The organism is Kribbella pittospori, assembly GCF_004331465.1.
Classification (GTDB): domain Bacteria; phylum Actinomycetota; class Actinomycetes; order Propionibacteriales; family Kribbellaceae; genus Kribbella; species Kribbella pittospori.
Map to the genome: position 1 here is coordinate 96,493 of NZ_SJKB01000017.1, position 23,940 is coordinate 120,432.

Sequence of the window (23,940 nt, forward strand, 5' to 3'; positions counted from 1 at the left end):
TTCTGCCGCCGGCGGTGTAACGCGGCGGGGTGCAGGGAGCGTCAAGAGGGTGAGACAACGACCGGGAGGGTGACTTGACGCGAGCTACCGAGGATTTCGAGGAGTTCGCCAGAGCGCGTACTCCGAGGCTGTACCGAACCGCCTGGCTGCTCGCCGGTGAGCACCACCTGGCCGAGGACCTGGTCCAGGAGACGCTGGCGAAGTTGTACCGGTCCTGGCGCCGGATCGACCACGTCGAGAGCCTGCCGGCGTACGCACAGACGGTGCTGGCGCGCACCTACGTCTCGCAGCGGCGGCGGCGGAGCTCGACCGAGCAACCGAGCGCGACGCTGCCGGACCGAGCAGAGCGTCCCGGAGACCCCGAGCTTCGACTGTCCCTCCAGCAGGCACTCGCCGAGCTGGCCCCGCTTGATCGTGCGGTGCTCGTACTGCGGTTCTTCGAAGATCGCAGCGTCGAACAGGTCGCGCTCGATCTCGGCAAGACGGCCGGTGCGATCAGGACCCGGACGTCGCGTGCCCTGGACCGCCTCCGGGCGGTGCTCGGTGACGAGGCCGTCCACCTGACCACCCTCTGACCCTGGGAGAACCTCGATGACACCTCTGAACGACAACCTGCCCGACCTGATGAATCGGGCCACCGAGAACCTCGAACCGAACGCGACCGACCTGGTCGAGCGCGGCATCCGGCGTGGGCAGGTCCTGCGTCGGCGCCGGACGGCCCTCGCCGGCGCCGGCGGAGCATTCGCAGTACTGGCCACCGTCGGGATCGTTGTCGCCGGCACCCAAGCCCTCGGCGGCCGCCCGTCAGGGCAGCCTCCGTTCGCGGCGGCACCGACCCCGGCACCCACCGCGACCAGCAGCGGTACGACGCCCAGCGCCGGCCAGCAGGACGTGGCGACGAAGAAGGGGATTCTCGTCACGCTGCAGTCGCTCCTCCCACCGGGGACCAGGGTCAGCAAGCCGACGAGCTTCGGCGACGACTTCATCGGCGCATCCGTCCGGGCCGATGACGGTAAGGGGGCGTCGTACGTCGAGGTGCTGATCAAGACCGAGAAGACTCCGATCTCCTGCCCGCCGGAGCACCCTGAGAACTGCACCACCCGCCCCGACGGGACGCTCGTCATCGCTTCGACGTACGCGGGAACGGGTCTGCCGAGCGAACCACGGAGCAACTACGTGACGATCGCCCACCCCGACGGCCGGACCATCTCACTGGGCAGCGCCAACGCGACCGCCTACAAGAAGGCTGTGCCGACTCGCGCCAAGCCGCTGCTGTCGACAGCACAGCTGATCGCGATGGCCGACAGTCCGAAGTGGACCTACCCGCCCGTCGGCTGGGGCCGGGACCTCAACCGCTAGCGTCCCGAGTCGGTCAGCGGTGGACGAGGGTGTGTTCGAAGGAATAGCGGCTGGCTCGGAACAGGTGGGAGCCGTATTCGACGGGCTGGCCGTGGTCGTCGTACGTGATGCGGGTGGTGGCCAGCAGCGGGCAGCCGGGCTCCTCGGACAGGAGTCTGGCCTGCTCGGTGCTGGCGGGTACGGCGGAGATGGTCTGGTGCGCCACCTTCAGTCGCACGCCCTCGGCGCGTAGGAGCTCGTACAGTCCTCGCTCGGCCAGCGTGACCGGGTCCGTCTCGAGCATGTCGGGCGGGAGCCAGTTCCGCATCAGCGCCAGCGGCTCGCCGTCCGCCCGCCGCAGTCGCTCGATCCTCAGCACCCGGTCGCCCTGCTCGCACTGCAGCGCGGTCGCCACGTCCGCGTTCGCCGGGCTGATCCCGAACCGCAGTACTTCGGTCTCCGGCTTCCGGTGAGCCGCGGCCAGGTCGTCGTACAGGCTGGTGAGCTCCAGGGAACGCCGTACCTGGCCCGAGTGGCCGACCACCTGCGTGCCGACGCCGCGCTTGCGCACCAGCAGCCCCTGGTCGACCAGGCGCGCGATCGCCTGCCGCACAGTCGGCCGGCTCAAGCCATAGGCCTCCGCCAGGTCCACCTCGTTGCTCAGCCGAGACCCGACCGGCAACTCGCCACCCTGGATCGCCGCCTCGAGCTGCTGCGCCAGCTGCACATGTAACGGCGTACGACTGCTCCGATCAACCCGGACCTGCACGGTGCTCATGCGCAAATACTGCGTCCTGCGCCCTGATCCGTCGACCCAACACCCAGATTTGATCAGATCCCTCCGTTACCGAATCACCTGATTGTCGGCACCAGCGACCCGGATGAACGCCGGGCGGACGGCAGATGAAGGGCGGAGATCCGGGGGCGGGGCGGCGCTGGGGCGGAGCGACAGACTCCTACGCTGAGGGCTGGGGGTCGGGTCCGGATGGCGGGCCAGGGATGTTTGGTGGTGGGGGCGTGCGGGAGGATGACATCTTCGGTGTCGAATTCGCCGGCACGGTCGTGCCGCGCCCGCCGTACCGCTGACGATGAGGAGAAGCATGGAACCGCTGCGTATCGGGATCCTTGGTGCTGCCCGGATCGCGGGGAGGGCGATCGCCGACCCGGCGCGCCCGAGCGGGGCGCGACTGGTGGCCGTCGCCGCGCGCGACCGGGACCGGGCCGAGGCGTTCGCGGCGGAGCACGGGGTCGAGAAGGTGCACGCGTCGTACGAGGACGTGATCGCCGATCCCGAGGTCGAGGCGATCTACAACCCGCTGGCGAACTCGTTGCACGGTCCCTGGAACCTGAGGGCGATTGCCGCGGGCAAACATGTGCTCACGGAGAAGCCGTCGGCCAGCAACGCGACCGAGGCAGCGGCGGTGCGCGACGCTGCCGCGGAGCACGGTGTGGTGCTGATGGAGGGCTTCCACTACGTCTTCCACCCGGTGACCCGCCGGCTGCACGAGCTGCTCGCCAAGGGCGAGCTGGGCGACCTGCAGCACGTCGAGACGACCATGGTGATGCCACCGCCGCCGGACGACGACCCGCGCTGGTCGCTGCCGCTGGCCGGCGGTGCAGTGATGGACGTCGGTTGCTACGCCCTGCACGCCCAGCGCATGGTCGCGCCGTGGGCCGGTGGAGCACCCAGACTGGTCAGCGCCCGGGCCGGTGAGCGGAAGCGGCTGCCCGGTGTGGACGAGTGGTTGAACGCCGACCTCGAGTTCCCGAACGGTGCGACCGGATCGGTGCGGACGAGCATGGCGGCGGAGACGCTCGACTTCAGCTGCAAGATCGTCGGCACCCGCGGTGAGGCGTTCGCGCCCAGCTTCGTGCTGCCGCATCTGGACGACCGGGTGATCGTCACCACCAAGGAGGACCACTGGGTCGAGCAGCTCGGCCGCAAGTCGTCGTACGCCTATCAGCTGGAGGCGTTCACCGCTCGCGTTCGCAACGGTGCACCGTTGCCGATCGACGCGGATGACGCGGTCGCGACCATGACGCTGATCGACGAGTGCTACCGGACGGCCGGTCTGGAGCCTCGTCCGACGACCACGCTCTAGTCCTCCCGACGGCTGCGCTAGCTCTTCCCGGCGGCTGCGCGGGCGAAGGCCTCGATCAGTGCATGCGGTCGAGTGCCGTCGCCCGCCAGCTCCGGCTGGAACAGCGTGGCCAGGTAGAACGGGTGATCGGGCAACTCCGCGATGCGCGGATCGCCCGTGTCGTCGTACCCGCTGAAGACCATGCCGTGGTCCCGCAGTACGTCGAGGCGGGCGGAGTCGAGGCCGTAGGAGCAGTGGTACCGCTCCATCGACCGCTCGACGCCCAGCAGCTCGGCTGCGCGGGTCCCCGGCGTCACCTGGACCGGACCCTCGTGACCGTCGAGTGAGCACTCCAGCGCGACGATCAGCAGATCGTCTGCCGCCGGGTTGCTCTCGCCATGCTGCACGCCCGACAGACCGCAGACGTTGCGGGCGAACTCCAGCATTGCGTGCTGGAACCCGCCACACGTGCCGAGGAACGGGATCCCGTTCTCCCGGGCGATCCGGACCGCCGTGACCGCGCCGGCCTCGTCCTTGTACGGGCTCCCCGGCAGCAGCCAGATGCCGTCGAACCCCTTCAGCGACTCGTCGGCCTCCTCGGTCGGCACCCAGTACACGTCGAGATCGAGGTTGTCGCGTTCCTTCAACCGGTCGAGCAGACCGGGCACCCGCGCATGCGAGCGGACGTGCGGCGAGCGGTCGGCGACCAGGGCGATGCGTCCGGCGTAGGCGTTCATAGCCACCATCCTGGGCGTCCGACCGGCATCAGGGCCAACGATGATCTCTGCACTGGGCATAAGGGATACTGATCCATGTGGATCCACACCTGCTGCGCACCTTCGTGGCGGTTGCCGAATGCGGCTCGTTCTCCGCTGCCGCGGACCGCCTCGGCTATACGCAGTCCGCGGTTTCCCAGCACATCGCCGCGCTCGAACACGATCTCGGTACGCCACTCCTCCGCCGACGGCCCGTGGTCCCGACAGTCCCGGGCGAGCGCCTGCTCGAACATGCCGGCGCCATCCTCCTCCGCCTCGACGCCGCCCGCGCCGATGTCCACCGCGCCATCGGCGATCCGCCCGGCACCCTCTCCATCGCGGCCTCCCCGCTCGCAGCCGCCGACGGCCGGCTGGCCAACGCCCTGACCGAGGTACGACGTGCTCGCGCCGGGACTGCCGTCGTCCTGACGGTGCGCGGCCGCGAGGCGGTGGCGCAGGGCGTGGCAGCAGGCGAGCATCACCTGGGCCTGATCGACGGAGTGGCGGCGCCCAGCGACCCGCTCCGCTTGTTCGGGGTCGGATCGCTGCGCACCACCGCGGTGTCGCACGAGGACCTGGTAGTTGCCCTCGCCAAGGATCACCCGCTGGCCGGCCGCCGCCGGATCAGCCTCCACGACCTCGTCGACGCCCGCTGGATCGATGCCCCCGATGTCGCGGCACCGCTCCCCGATCTCCGCGCCGCCACCGAGACCGACGGCATCCGGCCGGCGCTCACCTACTCCGGCACGGATGTCGCCAGCCTGCTGGCCCTGATCGCGGCCGGCCACGGCCTGGCCGTACTTCCCTTGTCAGCAACGGGTTCCGAGGTGGCCACGGTTCCGCTGAGCACTCCCCGCCTGCTCCACCGCACCGAGCTGCTCCACGGCCATACCTCGGAACCGTCCGCCGCCGCACTGACCGCCGTACTGTCCGGCCTTTAGGCGTCGAGAATCTCCTCGAGGACAGCGCGTGTCATCGGCCGGTTGAGTACGCCGATGGCCTCACGCTCGGCGAACTCCGCCCGGTCCTGATTCTCCGGGTCGATGGCTTCGCAGATCGTGTTGTGGGCCCAGTTGAGCCAGCCGGTCACGGCGATGCCGAACGAGTTCAGTTCGAGCTTGGGCCACTCACCACGGTCGAGATACCCCTCGCGGAACGCCGCAATCGATCGGCGGTTGACCGATGGGCGCATCGCCCACTGGGTCAGCGAGGACGCGACCTCGAACTCAGGGGTCAGCGAACCGGTGAAGTCCCATTCGGTCACGACGAGCTCGTCGTTGCGGCCCTGCCGGACGGTCGAGGGCTGGAGGTTGCTGTTGCAGAGGATGAAGCCCGGACCGGTGAAGTCGGCATCGATCGTGTGCAGCTCGAACACCCCGGGGAGACGAGCTTCGAGCTGGTCCGCCCACGGTTTGCCGGCAGCCCGAGCCCGGTCGAGGAGCTGGTGCCACTCGGCGTCGGACTGCCGCCAGGTGAGGTATGGGCTGATCGGCGCTTCGCTGGGAATCGCCAGTGCGTGCAAGGTCGCGAACGTCGTACCGACCTGCCGGGCAACTGCTGTCGAGACCGGTGTCACCGGTGACGGGCCGACCTCGATCCACTCGTGGACACGCCAGCTCTCGTCTCGGACGCGCTCGATCAGTTGTCCCTGCGGACTCCGTACGGCGACCGGTGCGGACACGCCGGCCTTGACCGCAGCATCACGGAGCCGGGCGCTGATCTCGGCTTGTTCGGGCGTGATGAACGGATACACCGTGACGGCCAGCCACCGACCGCGGTCGGTCGTCAACTCCCACGACCGTCCCATCGGCGTGAACGAAACTGGGGTGGCGGGTTCGGTCGTACGTCCGAGTCCGAAGGCGGCGGCGAGTTCGTCAGCCAGACCGTCGGGAGCGACGGGGGCGTCGGCGTTCCGCCGGTCGACTTCGGCTTTCAGCGTGGGCCAGTCGTGCAGCCCGTACTCGCCCGCCAGCGTCCGCTGCGCATCGGCGAGCGTCGATCCGGCGGTGGTTTCACGCAACGCGACCAGGAGGTCTTTGGCCTGCTTACGCAGGAACTCCATGCTCGGCTTGTCAGGTAGCAGTCTCACAACGCGTCCTCTCGCTCCCGGACTCGCACGGGCCACAAGAGAGCGTCACCAACTGCGCTCAATCCAATGAAAGGTGAGGTGGCTTCCAGCCTTCCGGCGAGTCTCGACGCGTCCCCACAACGCCCCCAAGACGGTACCCAACCCCACCCCCCAGGTCAACGCCCAACACGACACCCCCGCCCCACACAACGCTCTCCCAACCAGCCACCTCAACCCCCGACCACCACCAGCACCAGCCACCCCGGCCCGGACCGGCCACCTCCCTCGCACCGGCTCCTCGGGCCCGGGTGAGGCCGGGACCGAGGAGTTCGCGAGCCGCATGGCGCGTGTTGCTACCGAGGCTGGCGGTTACTTCCTGCCCTGTTTGGTGGGTGGGATTACTGTGCCGTCGCTCGGGTTGGGTTTCGGCTGTTTGGGTTGTTTGGGTTTGCGGACTTCACGTCCGCCTTTGCTCTTCGACATGACGCACTCCGGGGCTTGGTGTTCGCTGACTTCGGACGGGCCGACCGGCCCTTCGTACGCCGCGGTACTCCTCATGCCCCGGGGGTTGTCTTCGACGCTACACCTAAGCGACAGCCCTGCCTTCAGTCATGAGTCGGGAAGCCCAGGTTGATCCCGCCGTGGCTCGGATCGAGCCAGCGAGACGTGACGACCTTCGTCCGGGTGAAGAAGTGCACCCCGTCCATCCCATGCGCGTGGGTGTCGCCGAACAGCGAGTTCTTCCAGCCACCGAACGAGTAGTACGCCATCGGCACCGGGATCGGGACATTCACGCCGACCATCCCGACCTCGACCTCGTTCTGGAACCGCCGAGCCGCACCACCGTCGTTGGTGAAGATCGCCGTCCCGTTGCCATACGGGTTCGAGTTCACCAGGTCGAGCGCAGCGTCGTACGACGGAACGCGGACGACCGACAGCACCGGCCCAAAGATTTCGTCGGTGTAGATCGACATCTCCGGAGTGACCTTGTCGAACAGCGTCGGCGCCAGCCAGAAGCCCTCGGCAGCCCCGTCGACATCACCGTTGCGCCCGTCGACGGTGAGCTCAGCGCCCTCATCGACACCAGCAGCGACGTACCCGACGACCTTGTCGCGGTGCGGACCGGTGACCAGCGGGCCCATGTCGCAGCCCCGCGTCCCGTCACCGGTCTTCAGCTTCGCCATCCTGTCCTTGATCTTGCCGATCAGTTCGTCGGCGATCGGCTCGACCGCGACCAGCGCGGAGATCGCCATGCAGCGCTCGCCGGCCGACCCGAATCCGGCGTTCACCGCGGCGTCGGCGGCCAGGTCAAGGTCGGCGTCGGGCAGCACGATCATGTGGTTCTTCGCACCGCCGAGCGCCTGCACGCGCTTGCCGTTCCTGGTGCCGTTCTCGTACACGTACTTCGCGATCGGGGTCGAACCGACGAACGACACCGACTTGATGTCGGGGTGCTCGAGCAGCCGGTCGACGGCCTCCTTGTCACCGTGCAGAACGTTCACCACGCCGTCGGGCAGGCCGGCCTCCTTCCACAGCCCGGCCATCGCGTTCGCGGCGGACGGGTCCTTCTCGGACGGCTTGATCACCACACTGTTGCCGCAGGCAACCGCGATCGGGACGAACCACATCGGCACCATGGCCGGGAAGTTGAACGGCGAGATGACCGCGCTGACGCCGAGCGGCTGACGGATCGAGTACACGTCGACCTTGGTCGACACGCCTTCGCTGAATCCGCCCTTGAGCAGGTGCGGGATCCCGCAGGCGAACTCGATCACCTCCAGGCCGCGAGTCACCTCGCCGACCGCGTCGGACAGCACCTTGCCGTGCTCGGCGGTGATCAGCGCGGCGATCTCGTCCTTGTGCTGGTTCACCAGCTCGCGGTACGCGAACAGCACCTGGGTCCGCTTGGTCAGCGACGTCTGCCCCCAGGCACGGGACGCCTCGTGGGCGACCTTCACCACCTCGTCGACGGTGGCGGCCGAGGCCAGGTCGAGCTCGCCGGTGACCTGGCCGGTCGCCGGGTTGTAGACCTTGCTGGTCCGCTCGGCGACGCCGGTCCAGGAGTTGCCGCCGACCAGGTGGGTGATGCGCTTGATCTCAGTACTCACGATGCTTCCTTACTGCATGGGGTGACAGGTTGACGACAGGCTCTTCATCCGAGGCCTTGCGGCGGTCCTCCGGGGCCAGCTCGGCGGTTCATCCGAGGACCTTCCGGCGGTCGGCCAGGTCGACGTCGACGGGGCGGCCGGAGGTGAGGGACTCGATGCCGGCTTCACAGACCGCGACCGCCGCATAGCCGTCCCAGGCGCTCGGTCCGTCGATCCCACCGCGCGCTGCGGCCTCGACCCAGCGTTGCACTTCGATGTCGTACGCACGCTCGAAGCGAACCCGGAAGTCCGACGGCATCGCGCCGCCCCACTGGCCGCCGGCGCGGGTGAACACACCCGACCCGAGCCCGATGGTCGCGCTGCCACGTTCGGCCACGGCCTCACACCGCACCTCGTACCCAACCTGGAAGTTCACGAACACCTCGACGTCGGCCATCGTCCCGTTCGCCAGCTCGAACAGGGCCAGCTGCGGATCGAGTACGCCGTCGCCGACGAGGCCGCTGGGCTTCGGGGCGTGCACGGTGATCCGGGTGATCTCGTCGCCCAGCAACCAGCGCGCGATGTCCACCTCGTGCACCATGGAGTCCCGCACGATCATCTCGCTGCGGAACGTCACCGGGGCGGACTTGTTCCGGTGCACGTTGTGGAGCATCACCGTCCGGCCCAGCTCGCCGGAGTCGAGCAGCTCCTTCAAAGCGGCGTACTCCGGATCGAAGCGGCGCATGAAACCGACCTGGATGAGCGGCCGGCCGACCTTGTGCTCCGCCTCGACCACCTGGAGCGAGGATGCCGCGTCCATCGTCAGCGGCTTCTCGCACAGCACCGGTTTGCGGTGCTCCAGGCACACGAGCAGTTGCTCCGCGTGGGCGAAGCCGGGCGACGCCAGGATCACCGCGTCCACGTCGTCCGCGGCGATCAGATCGAGCGGATCCTCGACCACCCGGACATCGAGGCTCTTCCCGAGGGCCTCGGCGCGAGCGAAGTCGGGGTCCGCGACAGCGACCAAGCGCGCGCCGGCGGTACGGCGTGCAACCCGCTCGGCGTGGTCGGCGCCCATCACTCCGACGCCGACGATGCCGACCCGGAGATCGGTCATGGCCCCTCCCTCTCCTCCTCATTGTCCGCAGGCGTGTCAACCGGCCGGGTGTCCCCCTGGTCGACGACCGCCTCGGGATTGGCGTCGCGCAGTTCGTGACTGAGCGCCTCGAGCTCGGAGCCGCCGGCCATCTCGGTGGTCAGCTGCTCCAGCGTGATGTCGGCCCGATGCGTGTCGAGCGCGACCCGGCCGAGCTTCAGAACGACGAAGTGGTTGCCGACCAGGTACGCGTGGTGCGGGTTGTGGGTGATGAAGATGACCCCGATCCCCGCGTCACGGGCCTTGACGATGTACTTCAGCACCACGCCGGACTGGTTCACACCAAGCGCCGCGGTCGGCTCGTCGAGGATCAGCACCTTCGCTCCGAAGTGGATCGCGCGCGCGATCGCGACGCACTGGCGCTGACCGCCTGACAGCTTGCCGACCGGCTGCTCCAGATCGGGGATCGAGATCCCCATCTTCGACAGCTCCTCGTGCGCGATCCGCTTCATCCGGGCCGATCTCAGCTGGCCCAGCCTGCCTGCGGTGATCTCGTTGCCGAGGAAGAAGTTCCGCCAGACCGACATCAGCGGTGCCAGCGCCAGGTCCTGATAGACGGTGGCGATACCGCTGTCCAGCGACTCTCGCGGCGAGGAGAAGTGCCGCTGCACGCCGTTCACCATCATCGTGCCGGCGGTGTAGTCGTGCAGGCCGGCGATGATCTTGATCAGGGTCGACTTGCCCGCGCCGTTGTCGCCCAGCACACAGGTGATCTCGCCCTGCCGGACCGACAGCGACACACCCCGCAACGCATGGATGTTGCCGTAGCTCTTGCCGACGTCGTGCAGTTCGACGATCGGCGTGGCCGAGCCGGTGGCCGTACCGGAATCGAAGCTCGTCGAGGTGGTCATCGTGCCTCCGCCTGCCGCTTGACGACGAGGTTGACAATCGTTGCCAGCAGCAACATGGCGCCGAGGAACGCCTTGAACCAGTCCGGGTTCCACCCGGCATACACGACGCCGAGCTGGACCATGCCGAAGATCAGCGCGCCGATCGCCCCGCCGACCACGGAACCGTAGCCACCGGTGAGCAGGCAGCCGCCGACGACCGCCGCGATGATGTAGAGGAACTCCTTGCCGACACCCTCACCGGACTGCACCACGCCGTTCTGCACGAACAGCAGCTGCATGCCGGTGAACCAGGCGAAGAATCCCACCGCCATGAACAGCCCGATCTTCACCTTCGTGACCGGTACGCCGACCGCGCGGGCCGCTGCGGCGTCGCCCCCGACCGCGAAGATCCAGTTACCGATCTGGGTCCGCTGCAGCACCCAGGCCGCGGCCGCCACGAACACGATCCACCAGACCACGATGATCTTGATCGTGACCCCGCCCACCTTGAACTCCGACGCGAAGACCGCCTTGGCGGCATCGAACCCGTCCATGTCGCTGATCGAGTTCGATGCGACCGCGCCCGAGGCCAACCGGGTGATCGCGATGTTCAGGCCCTGCAGGATGAAGAAGGTGCCCAGCGTCACCAGGAAGCTGGGCAGCCCGGTCCGCATCAGCAGCCAGCCGTTGAACGCGCCGATCGCCAGCGAGAGTGCGAGCGCGACCCCGACGCCGACCCAGACGTTCACGCTGAGCTGGTAGGCCAAGAGGCCCGCGGTCAGGCCGGAGGTCGTCACCGCGACCCCGGCCGACAGGTCGAACTCGCCGCCGATCATCAGCAGCGAGACCGGCACCGCCATCACACCGATCAGTGCGGCCTGGTACAGGATCGTGCCCGTGTTGTTGATATCGCGGAACGGCGGCGCGGCGATAAGGAAGAACACCAGGATGACGGCCGCGCCGACGAGCGATCCGATCTCGGGCCGGCTCAGCAGCCGGGCCCCGATCGATCGAGCGGAGACGCGGTCGTCCGCCGGCGCGGGCGAGGTGATGGTCGATGCCATGTGGCTGCCTCAGCGCGTTCCGGCCGTGGCGAACTTCTCCACCGCCGCGATGTTCGACTTGTCGATGAAAGCCGGCCCGGTCAGCGTCGCCTCGCCACCGCCGATGGTGTTGCCGTTGGTCTTGTAGAGCCAGATCGCGTCGATCGCCAGGTAGCCCTGCAGGTACGGCTGCTGATCGACGGCGAACTGCACCGTGCCGTCCTTGACCGCCGCCACCATCTCCTTGCTCATGTCGAAGCTGGCGATCTTGGCCGCCGAACCGGCGTCCTTGGCGGCCGTCACCGCGGTCAGTGCGATCCCGGCGTTCAGCGCGACCACGTAGTCGGCGGTCTTGTCCGCCTGCAGCTTCGAGGTGAGTGTCGCCTGCGTCCCGGGCTGGTCGGTGCCGTTGACGTTCACGTTCTCGACGTTGCCGAACTTGTCCTTGATGCCCTGGCAGCGGGCCTCCAGGCTGACGTTGCCCTGCTCGTGGATGACGCAGATGACCTTCTTCGCGCCGAGCTGCTTGAGCTTGTCACCGGTCGCCTGGCCGGCGATCCGCTCGTCCTGGCCGAAGTACCCGACCGCGCCGGTCGTCTTCCAGGAGTCCAGGCCGCCGTTGAGGACCGACACCGGGACGCCGGCCGCGACCGCCTTCTTGACGTTCGGGATGACCGCGTCCGGCTTGTTCAGCGTGACTGCGATGCCGTCGACCTTCGAGTCGATCGCGGTCTGCACCAGGTTGGCCTGTGCGGCTCCGTCCGGGTCGGCGGAGTACTGCAGCTCGATGTTGTCCTTCTTCGCGGCCGCCTCGGCACCACGCCGGACGATGTCCCAGAAGGTGTCGCCGGGACCCGAGTGAGTGATCAGCGCGACCTTCATCCGCGGGGTGTCCGCGACGTTCCCGCCGCTGCCGCCGGAGTTCTCCTCCTCCTGCTTGCCCCCGGAGGAACTGCAGGCCGCCAGCGCTGTCGCCAGTGCGATCACCGCGCTCGCGGCCACCGCCTTCTTCTGCCACCGAATCATGAGTCCAACCAGCCTTTCAGACGAGCCGCGGCCACTCCGCGGAGTTGCGTGGGACCAGAGAGTTTCACACTCTGCTGGCCATCACCTCGATTCGCCACCCCCGTGGGATCTCAGATAGGCCAACGTGCGCTCCGCGATCGGAAGCGGCACGTCGGGTCGGCAGGGGAACATGTCCTGCTCGACGATCGCGAACAGGTCACTGTCGAGCGCAGCCAACGCATCCAGCACCGGCGGCAACTCGGGTACGCCGTTCGGCGGCTCGCACATCACGCCGCGCCGAACGGCTTCGTCGACGCTGAGGCTCTCGGCCTCGACCTCGGCGAGGACCTTCGGATCCACCTGCTTCAGGTGGATGTAGCCGATCCGGTCGGGGTACTTGCGGATCAGCTCGAGGTTGTCACCACCGCAGTAGCTGATGTGCCCGGTATCGAGGCACAGGTTCACGTAGTCGCCGTCGGTCTCCTCCAGGAAGCGCTCCACGGTGTCCTGCGTGTCCACATGCCCGTCAGCATGCGGGTGGTACTGCGTCTGCAGCCCGAACTCGTCGGCCAGCCGGCGACCCAGCTCGGTCACCTGCTGACCGTGCCGTGCCTGGCCTTCGTGGTCGAGCCGGTCCTCGACGATCTCGCCGTTGTCGCCGCGCCACATCGACGGCATCACGACCAGATGCTTGGCGCCCATCGCCGCCGTCAGCTCGGCGGTCTTCGCGACGTCCCGCCAGGTCCCCTCCCATCCGTCCGGCCTGTGCAGCTGCTCGAAGGTCGTGCCAGCGGTGATCGTGAGGCCGCGCCGGTCCAGCTCGTCCTTGAGGCGGACTGGATCGGTCGGCAGGTAGCCGTACGGTCCCAGCTCGATCCGGGTGTAGCCGGCTGCCACCACCTCGTCGAGGAACCGGGTCCACGGGGTCTGCCGCGGATCGTCGGCGTACCAGACTCCCCACGAGTCCGGCGCCGTACCGATGCTCAGCGTGCCCATGTCAGCTGTCTCCCTCGACCGGAGCGACGTACAACCGCTGAGCCTTCTTGCTCTCCTCGTACTGCGCGGATGCGGCCTGGGTGGACTGCAGCGCGGACACCTCGCTGACCGGGACGTCCCACCAGGACTCGCTGTCCGGCCCGCCGATCAGCGGATCGGTCGTGACGTGGATCGCGATCGGGCCGTTGGCGGCCTTCGCCGTACCGATCGCCTTCTCGAGCTCGGAGCGGTCGTGCACCTCGATCACGTCCACGCCCAGGCTCCGAACGTTGGCCGCGAGGTCCACCGGCAGGTAGTCCCCGTCCAGCCGCCCGTCGCCGCTGCGCCTGCGGTACGCCGTCCCGAAGCGCTGCGAACCGAGCGACTCCGACAACGCGCCGATGGAGGCGAAGCCGTGGTTCTGAACCAGGACGACGATGATCTTCACGTTCTCCTGGACCGCGGTGACGAGCTCACTCGACATCATCAGGTACGACCCGTCGCCGACCAGGACGAAGACGTCGCGATCCGGTGCGCCGAGGCGGACCCCGATGCCGCCGGCGATCTCGTATCCCATGCAGGAGTAGCCATATTCGACGTGGTATCCCTTCGGGTCGCGCGTCCGCCACAGTTTGTGCAGCTCGCCGGGCATCGACCCGGCTGCGCAAACCACCACATCAGATGCCGCCGACAATTCGTTGACGGCACCGAGCACCTCGCCCTGGGTCAGGACGCCGACGGCGAGTTTCGAGGTCACCTCCGCGGGAGGGTTGTAGGTGTTGTCCACAATCTCGTCCCACTGGGTTGCGAGAGTGGACGCCGATGATCTGTACTGATCGCCCACAGACCAGTCGCCGAGCGCGGATGTCAAGGAAACAAGGGCCTCCCGGGCATCCGCGACGAGAGGAAGGCCGGCATGCTTGCCACCGTCGAAGCGCGCAACGTTGATGTTGACGAACCGCACGTCCGGATTCTGGAAGGCTGTCCGCGAGGCCGTCGTGAAGTCGCTGTAGCGAGTGCCGATACCGATCACCAGGTCGGCGTCACGAGCCAGGGCGTTGGCTGCCGTGGTCCCGGTCGAGCCGACCGCGCCAACCGACTGCGGATGGTCGTAGCGCAGGGATCCCTTGCCTGCTTGGGTTTCCGAGACAGGTACGCCGGTCGCCTCGGCGAACCGGCGCAGCGCGTCCTCGGCGCCGGAGTAGTGCACGCCACCACCGGCGACGATCAGCGGCGCCTTCGCGGCCCGTAGGAGATCTACCGCCTTGTCGACAATTGATGCCTCAGGCAATGGCCTTGCGACGTACCAGGTGCGCTCGGTGAAGAGCTCGTCCGGCCAGTCGTAGGCCTCGGCCTGCACGTCCTGTGGCAGGGCCAAGGTCACCGCGCCGGTCTCGACCGGGTCGGTCAGCACCCGCATGGCGTTCAGCAGTGCCGACGGCAGTTGCTCGGGGCGCCAGATGCGGTCGAAGTACTTCGACACCGGGCGGAACGCGTCGTTGACGGAGACGTCGCCGGCGCCGACGTTCTCCAATTCCTGCAGCACGGGGGTCGCCACCCGGGTTGCGAACACGTCCGAAGGGAGGATGAGTACCGGCAACCGGTTGACCGTGGCGAGGGCCGCGCCGGTCACCATGTTGGTCGAGCCCGGGCCGATGCTTGCCGTGCAGGCATAGGTCTGGAGCCGGTCACGGGTGCGGGCGAAGGCGGACGCGGTGTGCACCATGGCCTGCTCGTTGCGGGCCAGGATGTACGGCAGTGCCGTCGGGTCCTCGAGCTCGGCCTGCAGCAATGCCTGGCCGACGCCGGCCACGTTGCCGTGCCCGAAGATGCCCAGACACCCGGCGAACAGGCGCTGCCGCTCGCCGTCACGCTCCGAGTACTGGACGCTCAGGAATCGCACCAACGCCTGCGCGACCGTGAGACGCACCGTCATGACTGTTCTCCTCCGAAAGGCTCTGCTGCATCGAAAGGCTCTGCTGATCCGAACTGATCTGTTGCACCGAAAGGCAGGCGCGGGTCGATCTGCTGGGTGGCCCACAGGTCGCGGACCCAGCCGTGGTTCGGGTCGTCGGTGATCAGCCACTGGCGTTCGGTTCCGGGGCCGGCCATCACGTTCAGGTAGTACATGTCATAACCAGGAGGCGCCATCGCCGGACCATGCCAACCGTGAGGCACCAGCACCACATCCCCGTCGCGAACCTCCGCGAGGACGTCGATGGGGCGGTCCTCGGTGCCGTAGACCCGCTGGTAACCGATCGGGTCGTTGCCCTTGACACCTTCCGGGGCAGCGTCGGAGAGCTGGAGCTCGAAGTAGTAGATCTCTTCCAGCACGCTCTCCTTGCCAGGCTTGTGCTCGTCGTGCTTGTGCGGCGGGTACGACGACCAGTTCCCTGCCGGGGTGAGAACCTCGCAGGCGATGATCGAGTCGGCCTCGAGGACGGCCGGCGTACCGAAGTTGCGGACCTGGCGGGACGCGACGCCCGCGCCGCGTAGTTCGGTCTCCACCTGCTCGACGCCGATCCGGCGGTACGGGTAGTCGCTCGCGGCCTTCGCGTGTGGGAAGGCGATGCGGGCGCCACCCGCGCTGGTGACGGCAAGGGTCGAGTTGCGTGGGACGTACGCGAGGTCGGTCGGGCCGGCGAACACGTCGGCGCGGCCGCCCAACGGGAGGGTCTCACCGTCGACGATCACTTCGGCTGATCCGCTCAGCGGGAGGACGAGGTACTCGCAATCGCCGGTGTCGATCTCGACGGACTGCCCTGGGCGCAGGGTCGCGACGTACAAGCCGGTGTGCTCCCAGTCCTTCTCCCCTGGGGTGACGGACACGTCGAATCCCTGGTGTGACGTGGATCCGGCGGGCCTGAACCACTCGGTCATGGACGTGCCTCGCTTCCCCGTGCGGAGGTGGCTGGTTCGCGATGCTCGGTCATGCGGCGCCTCCGTGTACCAGGGCTGCGGCGTGGTCGACGGCGTATGCGACGTCGCCGTCGGGCGGGAACAGGAGCGCGCGGCCGACGACGAGTCCGCGGACCGACGGGAGGCTCATGGCCTTGCCCCAGGACGCGTACGTCTCTTCGGGAGCGACGGTCGGGTCGCCGCCGAGGAGCAGCGTCGGGAGGGTGGTCGAGTCCATGACTCGGTCCAGGTCGTCGACAACTGGGAGCTTGAGCCAGGTGTACGCGCTGGTGGCGCCCAGGCCGGCGGCGATGTTCACCGACTTGATCACCGAGTCGGCGTCAAGGACGTTCGTGACACGGCCGTCGCGGCGGGTGGACCAGAACGGCTCGACCATTGCCATCAGCTTGTGCTCGGCGAGTTCGGTGACCGCCTTCGCGCTGGCTTCGAGCGTAGCCACGGTGCCGGGGTCGCCGAGGTCGATGCGCGTCAGCATCTTCCCACCGTCGAGCCGGCGCGAGGCGATGTCGGCTGCTGTTGCGTAGGCCGTGAATCGGTCGTCGAGCTCGAAGGCGGAGCCCTGCAGGCCGCCGCGGTTCATCGAGCCGATGACCACCTTTCCCTCGAGCGCGCCTAGCAGGAGGAGATCCTCGAGAACGTCCGGTGTTGCGAGGACACCGTCGACACCCGGACGCTCGAGCGCCGTGATCAGCCGATCGATCAGGCCGGGCCGGCTGGCCATGGCGAGTCGATCGTCACGTACGCCGAGAGCACCGCGCGCCGGATGGTCAGCCGCAACGATCAGCAGGCGACCGTCCTCCCCAACGAGTTCGCGAGTCCGACGCCGCTGCCACGCATCCGCAACTCGCTCAGGATGACGCACCCGAATCTCAGTCAACTCAGCCAACCGAGCCCCATACCCCTGCGCACCCGCAGTCACATACGCCGGCGCAAGAGACGGCACCTGTCCCGCAGGTTGCGACGGCACATGCTCCGATCCCTGCCACGTCTGCTGCCCCGGTGGCTGCGCCGGTAGGTGCTCCGACCCCTGCCCCGGTGGCTGGGACGGCGGGTGCTCCGATCCTTGCCACGGCTGCTGCCCTGCCGCCGGCGGGAGCGCTCGCTCCGATCCTCGCCACGGCTGCTTGCCCTCAGGTTGCGACGGCGCCTGCTCCAACCCCTGCCCCGGTGACTGGGACGGCGGCTGCTCCGATCCCTGCCACGGCTGCTGCCCTGCCTGTGGCGACGGCGCTTGCGCCGATCCCTGCCACGGCTGCTGCCCCTCAGGTTGCGACGGCGCCTGCTCCAACCCCTGCCCCGGTGGCTGGGACGGCGGGTGCTCCGATTCCTGCGACGGCTGCTGCCCTGCCTGTGGCGACGGTGCTTGAGCCGATCCCTGCCACGGCTCCTGCCCCGATCCTTGCGACGGCGGTTGGCCTGATGGCTGCGGCGATGGCTGGGCTGGTCCTTGCGATGACGTTGGCCCCCCTGGTTGCGCCGGTGGTTGAGACGGTGGTTGCGCTGGTGCTTGCGAGGGCGGTTGCTCGGTTGAGACGTCTAGGTTGGCGATCGCGGTTGTCTGGTCGTCGGCGGGGCCGGTGGGTGCGGGCTCGTCGGTGGGGGTCGGTTGGCCGGTCGGGGTCGCAGGGTGCCACGCGGAGGCGGGCGCCTCCTGCCCCACGTCTCTGCGGGGTGCGTGGTGGCGCCCTGGACCTGGCGGCGTACCCGGACCTGGCGGCGTGGCAGGGGCTTGTGGTGTGGCAGGGCCCTGTGGTGTGGAGGGTCCTGTAGGTGTTGCGGCTGGGTGGGACTGCGCTGAATCAGTCCAGGACTCGACGGTTGGGTCGTCGGAGTACCGCGGTGCCTGTGCGACCACGGTTGGGTCGTTGGCGCCGGGACGTGCGGACGGCACCGCGACGGGTGGGTCGTTGGCGCCGGTTGGTGCGGACGGCACAGCAGCCGTCGGGTTGTTCGCACCGCGCGGTGCGGATGGCACTGCGATCGTTGGGTCGTTGGGGCCGGTGGGCCTGCCGTGGGACCCCGCAGCTGCGGGGTCGGCCCCGGGCTGGGCGATGACGGTGGTGTCGTTGGAGCCGGGGTTGGGGGTAGCCGGGTTGTGGGGGCGGGGGTGGCTGGTGTGGGCGGGCAGGGTGGGGTCGTCGGGGTGGGGGGTGGCCGGGTCATCGGGGGTGTGGGTGATGACTGTGGGGTCGTTGTCTGGGTCGGGGCTGCGGTGGGGGCGGCCTGGGGCTTCGGGGGTGTGGGTGATGACTGTGGGGTCGTTGGCTGGGTCGGGGTGGCGGTGGGAGCGGGCCGGGGGGTCGGGGGTGGGGGTGACGACTGTGGGGTCGGTGTCTGGGTTGGGGCGGCGGATGGGGATGGGGCGGCGGGAGTCGGGGGTCTGGTCGGGAGGGGTCATGCTTCATCACCCATGTGGGAGAGGACTTCCTTGGTGGTGGGCATGGCGGTGGAGCATTCGAGTCGGGACGCGACGATGGCGCCGGCTGTGTTGGCGAAACGGATGATCTTCTCCAGAGGCCAGCCGGACAAGAGACCGTGGCACAGCGCGCCGCCGAAGCCGTCGCCGGCGCCGAGGCCGTTGACTACCTCGACTGGGTACGGCGGTACTTCGACCCGCTCGTCCCGGGTTCGGGCCAGCGTTCCCTTGGGGCCTTGTTTGACGACGGCGAGTTCGAGGCCGCGATCCAGCAACGCCTGCGCGGCCTTGTCCGGATCCGTCTCGCCGACCGCGACTTCACACTCCTCACGGTTGCCAACAGCAACCGTGCAGTACTCCAGCGCCCGGCTGACCTGCTCGTGCGCCTCGCTCGGATCGGCCCAGAACATCGGCCGGTAGTCGAGATCCAGCACCGTGATCGGCCGCCGACCACGCGCTTCCCAGGCAGCGAAGTGCGCCGACCGAGATGGCTCGGCCGACAGCCCGGTCACCGTCGACCAGTAGATCCGCGCATCCCGGATCGCTTCGAGATCGAGCTCGGACGGGTTGATCACGAGATCCGGCGCCTTCGGGAACCGGTAGAAATACAAGGGGAAACTGTCCGGCGGGAAGATCTCGCAGAACGTGATCGGCGTCGGCAGCCCGTCGACCGGCGTCACGTACCGATCGTCGACGCCGAGTTCGAGCAGCGTCCGATGGATGAACGTGCCGAACGGATCGTTGCCGGTCCGGCTGATCACAGCAGACTTCCGCCCGTGCTTCGCCGCGGCCACCGCCACGTTCGTCGCGCTTCCACCCAAGAACTTCCCGAACGACGTGACGTCCTCAAGGTGCGTACCGATCTGCAGCGGATAGAGGTCCACCCCGATCCGCCCGATCGTCAGTACGTCGTCCGCCATCACACCGCCACCCGTTCATCGACTGCCAACACGGTCATTACACGGCCTCCGCGATCCCGCGCAGATGCGCGATACTCGCCCGTACGTCGACCACCGGGCCCTCGTCGGCCGGCCGGTCCGGGAGGATCGTGTCCTGCTCCAGCACGTACCAGCCGTCGTACCCGGACTTCTCCAGCGTGCCGACGATCGCGGTGAGGTCGATGTCGCCGGCGCCGAGCGGGCGGTACATGCCCTGCCGGACGGCGTCGGTGTAGGTGACCTCGCCGGCCTGGACCTTCGCGGCCCAGCCGGCGTCGACGTCCTTCAGGTGGGTGTGCTTGATCCGGGCAGTGTGGTCGAGGGTCAACGCGACGGGATCGACGCCGCCGATCAGCAGATGGCCGGTGTCCAGGGTGAGGCCGATCGACGAGCCGCGCAGGACGCGGTCGACGTCATCGGTGTTCTCGACCATGGTGCCGACGTGCGGGTGGATCGTAGCCAGCACCCCGCGATCGGCGGCCAGCGCGGACAGCTTGTCCAGGTTGGCGAGCAGCGTGCCCCAACCGTCATCGTCCAGCACCGGGCGATCGTCGTACCCCTCCTGGCCGGTCGCGGCAGCGAGGACCAGCGTGCCGGCTCCCGCGGCGACGAATCCATCGAGGGCCAGAGTGACCTCAAGAGCAGGGTCGTACGACGGATCGTGCAGGACGACCGGGACGAATCCACCGACGGCCCGCAGGCCCACATCGGCCAGGGTCTTCGCCTTGTCGGCGGGTTCGTCCGGCAGGAATCCGATCGGGCCGAACTCGGTCGCGGCGAGGCCGACGGCGCGCATCTCGGCCAGTACCGTCTCCGCGTCGTACTGCCAGCCCCAGCCGGGGACCTCGCAGACGCCCCACGAGATCGGGGCGCCGGCGATCCGGGCAGCGAGATCAGTCATCGAGCAGGTCTCCTCTTCAGGGGTTCAGGGTGACGACGCGGTTTTCGTGCCGGGACTGCTCGCACGCGTCGGCGATGCGGAAGGCGGCGAGCGCGTCGCGGACAGTGCAGGGCACCTCGCGAGTGCCGGCGGCAACCTCGGTGAAGGCGGTCAGCTCCGCGATGTACGCCGGCTGGAAGCGATCCATGAAGGTTAGATGCGGCTTGCCGTCCGGGAAGGTGACGCCGGGTTCGGCCGAGCGGAGCGCGGTGTGCTCGTCCAGCCCGACCGCGACCGAACCCAGACTGCCCAGGAGCTCCATCCGTACGTCGTGCCCCGCGCCGTTGTAGCGCGTGCCGCTGACCGCGACGAAGGTGCTGTCGTCCAGCGTGAGCAGGGCGGCCGCCGCATCCACGTCGCCGTACTCGCCGAAGAATGCCTCGCCGCGGTTGGCGCCGGTCGCGTAGACGCTGACGACCTCGCGACCGGTGACGTACCGGATGATGTCGAAGTCGTGCACCGTGCAGTCGCGGAAGAAGCCGCCGCTCTGCGGGATGTACTCGCGATGCGGCGGGAACGCGTCGTTCGTGTTGGCACGGATGTGGTGGATGAAGCCGAGCTCGCCGGACTCGACCTTGGCCCGCGCAGCCTGGTAGCCGGCGTCGAACCGGCGCTGGAAGCCGACATGCACCGGTACGTCGGACGCCTCGACCAACTCGACCACGCGCTGCGTCTCGGCCAGGTCGAGAGCGACCGGCTTCTCGCAGAACGTCGGAATGCCCGCGGCAACACCGGCTGCGATCAACTCTGCGTGCGCCGACGTGGCGGCGGCGATGACGAAGCCGTCCAGCCCGCTCGCCAGCAGGGCCGGCACGTCCGGGGCGAACTCCACGCCGAGGTCCTTCGCGACCACTTCGGCACGACTCGAGTCGGCGTCCGCGACCACCACCTGAACCACCGCCGGTAACCCCTTGAGCGTCGCGGCGTGGAACGCCCCGATCCGCCCCACCCCGACCAACCCGATCCGCATCCCCAGCCGCCCTCTCTCGTCGTACCCGGCCAGTGGCCAGGCGCAGTCAGTCGACGGCTCCAGCATGGTCCGGCGCCGCCCGCCCGGCCAGCCTTCCGGGCAGGAGAAGACGTGTCAATAGTTTGTTAGCACATTCGGACGTGCAGACATACTTACCTTGCTCGGGTACCATCCGGCCATGGCCGCCCTGCCGATCAGCATCGATCGGACGAGCCCGGTGCCGCTCTACCACCAGCTCGCCGAGCAGCTGACCGCTGCCATCAGCGGCGGCACGCTCCGCCCCGGCGACCCGTTCGAGAACGAGATCGCGATGTCGGACCGCCTCGGCCTGTCCAGGCCGACCGTTCGCCGGGCCATCTCCGAGCTGGTGAACAAGGGCCTGCTGGTCCGCCGCCGCGGCATCGGCACCACGGTCGCGAACCAGATGGTGCACCGCAAGGCCGAGCTGACCAGCCTGTACGACGACCTGGTCCGGGAGGGCCGGACGCCGCGGACCGATGTGCTCGCGCTCAGCTGCGAGGCGTACGACGACCGGGCCGCCGAGGTGCTCGGGTTGCCGCCGGGCAGCCCGCTGGTGTCGATCGTGCGGTTGCGGTACGCCGGTGATCTGCCGCTCGCGATCCTGCGCAACTGGTTGCCGCCAGCAATGAACGACCTGACCGCGACCGAACTCGAGACCGACGGCCTGTACGCCGTACTCCGGGCTCGCGGGATCCGCCCGACCGTCGCCCGGCAGCGGATCGGCGCCCGCAACGCGACCGCCGAGGAACGCCGCACCCTGCACATGTCCAAGGCCGAACCGCTGGTCACGATGACCCGGTCCGCGTACGACGCCGACGGATCGCCGGTCGAGTTCGGCGACCACTGCTACCGAGCCGATCAGTACTCGGTCGAGGTCCTCGTCTCTGATCGTTGATCAGACCCGCTGAAGGGCGCAGCGAGCGGGGCTACGAAGAGGGCCACCCGTAGCGACGAGCTGAGGGCACCCCAGACACCGTCCGCGATGTCCTGCCAACCGCTTCTGATGCCGACGACCTCGGGGTAGCCGGAGGTGATCACGTCGGCGGCGGTCCCGGCGTACGTGCTGACGTGGACGGCCGTTGCCGGCGGCAACTCGGGGACGAAGAGGGACGGGTGCTCCACCAACTCTTCAGCGCCGGGGACGGACCGGGCCGAGCCTACGATCACGTTGGTGCCGTCCGTCGATGCGGTCGCGAAGATCCGCGGCGTACGGTTCGGCGGGTCCGGCTCATACGCGTGATCCCGTAGCGCCAGCTGCAGATCGCGCCCGGCCCTCAGCGCCTGCGCCAGCTCACTCACCTGCGTTCCGTTGCCCACGACAACCCAGCCGTCGCTACGAACGGCGGCCGTGTAGTGACGCAGGTCGTCGGAGGACGCACCCGACACGTCCTGCACCACGATCGAATCGTCCGACACGACCAGCTTCCGGCCCTGTGAGGCCGCAGTACGCCCGGTCAGCCAGTACGCCGCAAACGGCACACCCTCCCGATCCCGCCCGAGCACCAACCCACGCCCCGGATACTCCACCGCACCAACGACATCCACAAGTCCACGCACGGCGTCATCCTCGCATCGCAGCGGATGACCGGATCGTCGGGCTCGGAAACCTCGTTGCGTAGCCCGATCGGTGCACCTACCGTGAGCCGGTGACTTTGGATCCGTATGGGGACGAGGAACTCGTCGAGCTGTACGACGTCGACAACCCGGCCGGGGCCGACCACGACTACTTCCGGCGGGTGGCCGACGCGATCGGGGCCACCAAGGTCGTCGATCTCGGCTGCGGCACCGGGCTCCTGACCAGAGCGTTGGTCGCGCCCGGACGCGTCGTCATCGGGATCGATCCGAGCCCGACGATGCTGAACTTCGCGCGCCGGCAGCCGGGCGCAGAGGCGGTGACATGGATCGACGGCGACGCGTCCGTGATCGCGTCCACGGGAGACGTCGATCTGGTCGTGAGCAGCGGCAACACGATGATGCATGTCTCCGACGACGACCTCCCGTCCGCGCTCAAGTCGTGCGCCGACGCCCTGCGGACCGGCGGGGTGATCACCTTCGAGAGCCGCAACCCGGTCATGCGTGCCTGGGAGAGCTGGACGAGGGAAGCGACGTACGGCGAACGGGACACGTCGGCGGGTCACCTGCGCGAATGGGTCGAGGTGACCGAGGTGGACGGTGGGCGGGTGGTGTTCGACGCGCACAACGTGTTCGACGACGGCCGCGATGCCGTGTACACCACCACCCTCTACTTCCGCACCGTCGAGGAGATCACCGCCGCCCTCGAAGACGCCGGCTTCGGCGCCATCACCATCCAAGGCGGCTGGCACGACGAGCCCGCAACCACAGACTCCCGCCTCCTCATCTTCCACGCCACCAAGCACTAGCTCCCGATCCACAGGAC

The 23,940-nt window shown here is 68.6% G+C and carries 22 protein-coding genes; 6 read left to right on the forward strand and 16 right to left on the reverse strand.

The genetic code is table 11. The annotated features are described in order from the left end of the window. Positions 1-74: 74 nt before the first annotated feature. Together E0H73_RS37575 and E0H73_RS37580 are read left to right on the forward strand one after the other, a co-directional pair. The gene (locus tag E0H73_RS37575; protein ID WP_131364643.1) at positions 75-575 is read left to right on the forward strand and encodes a SigE family RNA polymerase sigma factor; all 501 of its coding nucleotides are present in this window, start codon (positions 75-77) and stop codon (positions 573-575) included. Positions 576-591: 16 nt separating this feature from the next. After that, the gene (locus E0H73_RS37580) at positions 592-1,359 is read left to right on the forward strand and encodes a hypothetical protein (protein ID WP_131364645.1); all 768 of its coding nucleotides are present in this window, start codon (positions 592-594) and stop codon (positions 1,357-1,359) included. Between the two features lie 13 nt (positions 1,360-1,372). On the opposite strand, the gene E0H73_RS37585 is transcribed toward E0H73_RS37580, so the two are convergent. After that, on the reverse strand, positions 1,373-2,116 hold the full coding sequence (locus E0H73_RS37585; protein WP_131364647.1) for a GntR family transcriptional regulator: 744 nt from the start codon (positions 2,114-2,116) through the stop codon (positions 1,373-1,375). A 322-nt stretch (positions 2,117-2,438) separates the two neighbouring features. Here E0H73_RS37585 and E0H73_RS37590 point away from each other — a divergent pair, with 322 nt between their 5' ends. Then, positions 2,439-3,440: a Gfo/Idh/MocA family protein gene (locus tag E0H73_RS37590; RefSeq protein WP_131364649.1), complete on the forward strand. Its 1,002-nt coding sequence runs from the start codon at positions 2,439-2,441 to the stop codon at positions 3,438-3,440. Positions 3,441-3,457: 17 nt separating this feature from the next. On the opposite strand, the gene E0H73_RS37595 is transcribed toward E0H73_RS37590, so the two are convergent. Beyond that, positions 3,458-4,156, reverse strand: coding sequence for a CTP synthase C-terminal region-related (seleno)protein (locus E0H73_RS37595; protein WP_131364651.1), 699 nt, complete (start codon positions 4,154-4,156; stop codon positions 3,458-3,460). Positions 4,157-4,233: 77 nt separating this feature from the next. Between E0H73_RS37595 and E0H73_RS37600 the strand changes: the two genes are divergently transcribed. Then, positions 4,234-5,115 (forward strand): LysR family transcriptional regulator, encoded by an 882-nt coding sequence (locus E0H73_RS37600; protein WP_131364653.1) that lies wholly within the window; start codon positions 4,234-4,236, stop codon positions 5,113-5,115. Here the strand turns inward: E0H73_RS37600 and E0H73_RS37605 are convergent. The 13 genes from E0H73_RS37605 to E0H73_RS37670 form a co-directional block, all read right to left on the reverse strand. After that, positions 5,112-6,263, reverse strand: a complete 1,152-nt coding sequence (locus tag E0H73_RS37605) for an aminoglycoside phosphotransferase/kinase family protein (RefSeq protein ID WP_131364655.1) — start codon at positions 6,261-6,263, stop codon at positions 5,112-5,114. The genes E0H73_RS37600 and E0H73_RS37605 overlap by 4 nt on opposite strands. 584 nt (positions 6,264-6,847) lie before the next feature. Further along, positions 6,848-8,350, reverse strand: coding sequence for a CoA-acylating methylmalonate-semialdehyde dehydrogenase (locus E0H73_RS37615; protein WP_131364659.1), 1,503 nt, complete (start codon positions 8,348-8,350; stop codon positions 6,848-6,850). Between the two features lie 88 nt (positions 8,351-8,438). Beyond that, positions 8,439-9,446 (reverse strand): Gfo/Idh/MocA family protein, encoded by a 1,008-nt coding sequence (locus E0H73_RS37620; RefSeq protein ID WP_131364661.1) that lies wholly within the window; start codon positions 9,444-9,446, stop codon positions 8,439-8,441. Further along, on the reverse strand, positions 9,443-10,336 hold the full coding sequence (locus E0H73_RS37625; RefSeq protein ID WP_131364663.1) for an ATP-binding cassette domain-containing protein: 894 nt from the start codon (positions 10,334-10,336) through the stop codon (positions 9,443-9,445). The genes E0H73_RS37620 and E0H73_RS37625 overlap by 4 nt, the downstream gene beginning before the upstream one ends. Further along, positions 10,333-11,379, reverse strand: a complete 1,047-nt coding sequence (locus E0H73_RS37630) for an ABC transporter permease (protein WP_131364665.1) — start codon at positions 11,377-11,379, stop codon at positions 10,333-10,335. Before E0H73_RS37630 ends, E0H73_RS37625 begins: the two co-directional genes overlap by 4 nt. Before the next feature lie 9 nt (positions 11,380-11,388). Continuing rightward, the gene (locus tag E0H73_RS37635) at positions 11,389-12,384 is read right to left on the reverse strand and encodes a substrate-binding domain-containing protein (protein ID WP_202867748.1); all 996 of its coding nucleotides are present in this window, start codon (positions 12,382-12,384) and stop codon (positions 11,389-11,391) included. An 81-nt stretch (positions 12,385-12,465) separates the two neighbouring features. Then, complete coding sequence (locus tag E0H73_RS37640) at positions 12,466-13,359, reverse strand: sugar phosphate isomerase/epimerase family protein (RefSeq protein WP_131364667.1); 894 nt, start codon at positions 13,357-13,359, stop codon at positions 12,466-12,468. Between the two features lies 1 nt (position 13,360). Beyond that, positions 13,361-15,274, reverse strand: a complete 1,914-nt coding sequence (gene iolD / locus E0H73_RS37645) for a 3D-(3,5/4)-trihydroxycyclohexane-1,2-dione acylhydrolase (decyclizing) (RefSeq protein WP_131364668.1) — start codon at positions 15,272-15,274, stop codon at positions 13,361-13,363. Further along, positions 15,271-16,218 carry a 5-deoxy-glucuronate isomerase gene (gene iolB, locus E0H73_RS37650; RefSeq protein ID WP_131364669.1) on the reverse strand — a complete coding sequence of 316 codons (948 nt, stop codon included), beginning with the start codon at positions 16,216-16,218 and terminating at the stop codon, positions 15,271-15,273. Before iolB ends, iolD begins: the two co-directional genes overlap by 4 nt. Positions 16,219-16,267: 49 nt before the next feature. Beyond that, positions 16,268-17,143, reverse strand: a complete 876-nt coding sequence (locus E0H73_RS37655) for a Cgl0159 family (beta/alpha)8-fold protein (protein ID WP_131364670.1) — start codon at positions 17,141-17,143, stop codon at positions 16,268-16,270. A gap of 1,508 nt (positions 17,144-18,651) precedes the next feature. Beyond that, positions 18,652-19,593, reverse strand: coding sequence for a 5-dehydro-2-deoxygluconokinase (gene iolC, locus E0H73_RS37660; RefSeq protein WP_131364671.1), 942 nt, complete (start codon positions 19,591-19,593; stop codon positions 18,652-18,654). A 37-nt stretch (positions 19,594-19,630) separates the two neighbouring features. Further along, entirely contained in the window at positions 19,631-20,512 is an 882-nt protein-coding gene (locus E0H73_RS37665) for a sugar phosphate isomerase/epimerase family protein (protein ID WP_131364673.1), read from the reverse strand. Positions 20,513-20,528: 16 nt separating this feature from the next. Further along, positions 20,529-21,587, reverse strand: coding sequence for a Gfo/Idh/MocA family protein (locus tag E0H73_RS37670; RefSeq protein ID WP_238164531.1), 1,059 nt, complete (start codon positions 21,585-21,587; stop codon positions 20,529-20,531). Positions 21,588-21,699: 112 nt separating this feature from the next. Between E0H73_RS37670 and E0H73_RS37675 the strand changes: the two genes are divergently transcribed. Beyond that, a complete protein-coding gene (locus E0H73_RS37675) occupies positions 21,700-22,437 on the forward strand; it encodes a GntR family transcriptional regulator (RefSeq protein ID WP_131364675.1) in 738 nt (245 codons plus the stop codon). Here the strand turns inward: E0H73_RS37675 and E0H73_RS37680 are convergent. After that, positions 22,401-23,099 (reverse strand): IMP cyclohydrolase, encoded by a 699-nt coding sequence (locus tag E0H73_RS37680; protein ID WP_165555971.1) that lies wholly within the window; start codon positions 23,097-23,099, stop codon positions 22,401-22,403. The two genes, E0H73_RS37675 and E0H73_RS37680, sit on opposite strands and share 37 nt — an antisense overlap. 89 nt (positions 23,100-23,188) lie before the next feature. Between E0H73_RS37680 and E0H73_RS37685 the strand changes: the two genes are divergently transcribed. Further along, positions 23,189-23,923, forward strand: a complete 735-nt coding sequence (locus E0H73_RS37685) for a class I SAM-dependent methyltransferase (protein ID WP_131364679.1) — start codon at positions 23,189-23,191, stop codon at positions 23,921-23,923. Positions 23,924-23,940 lie beyond the last annotated feature (17 nt).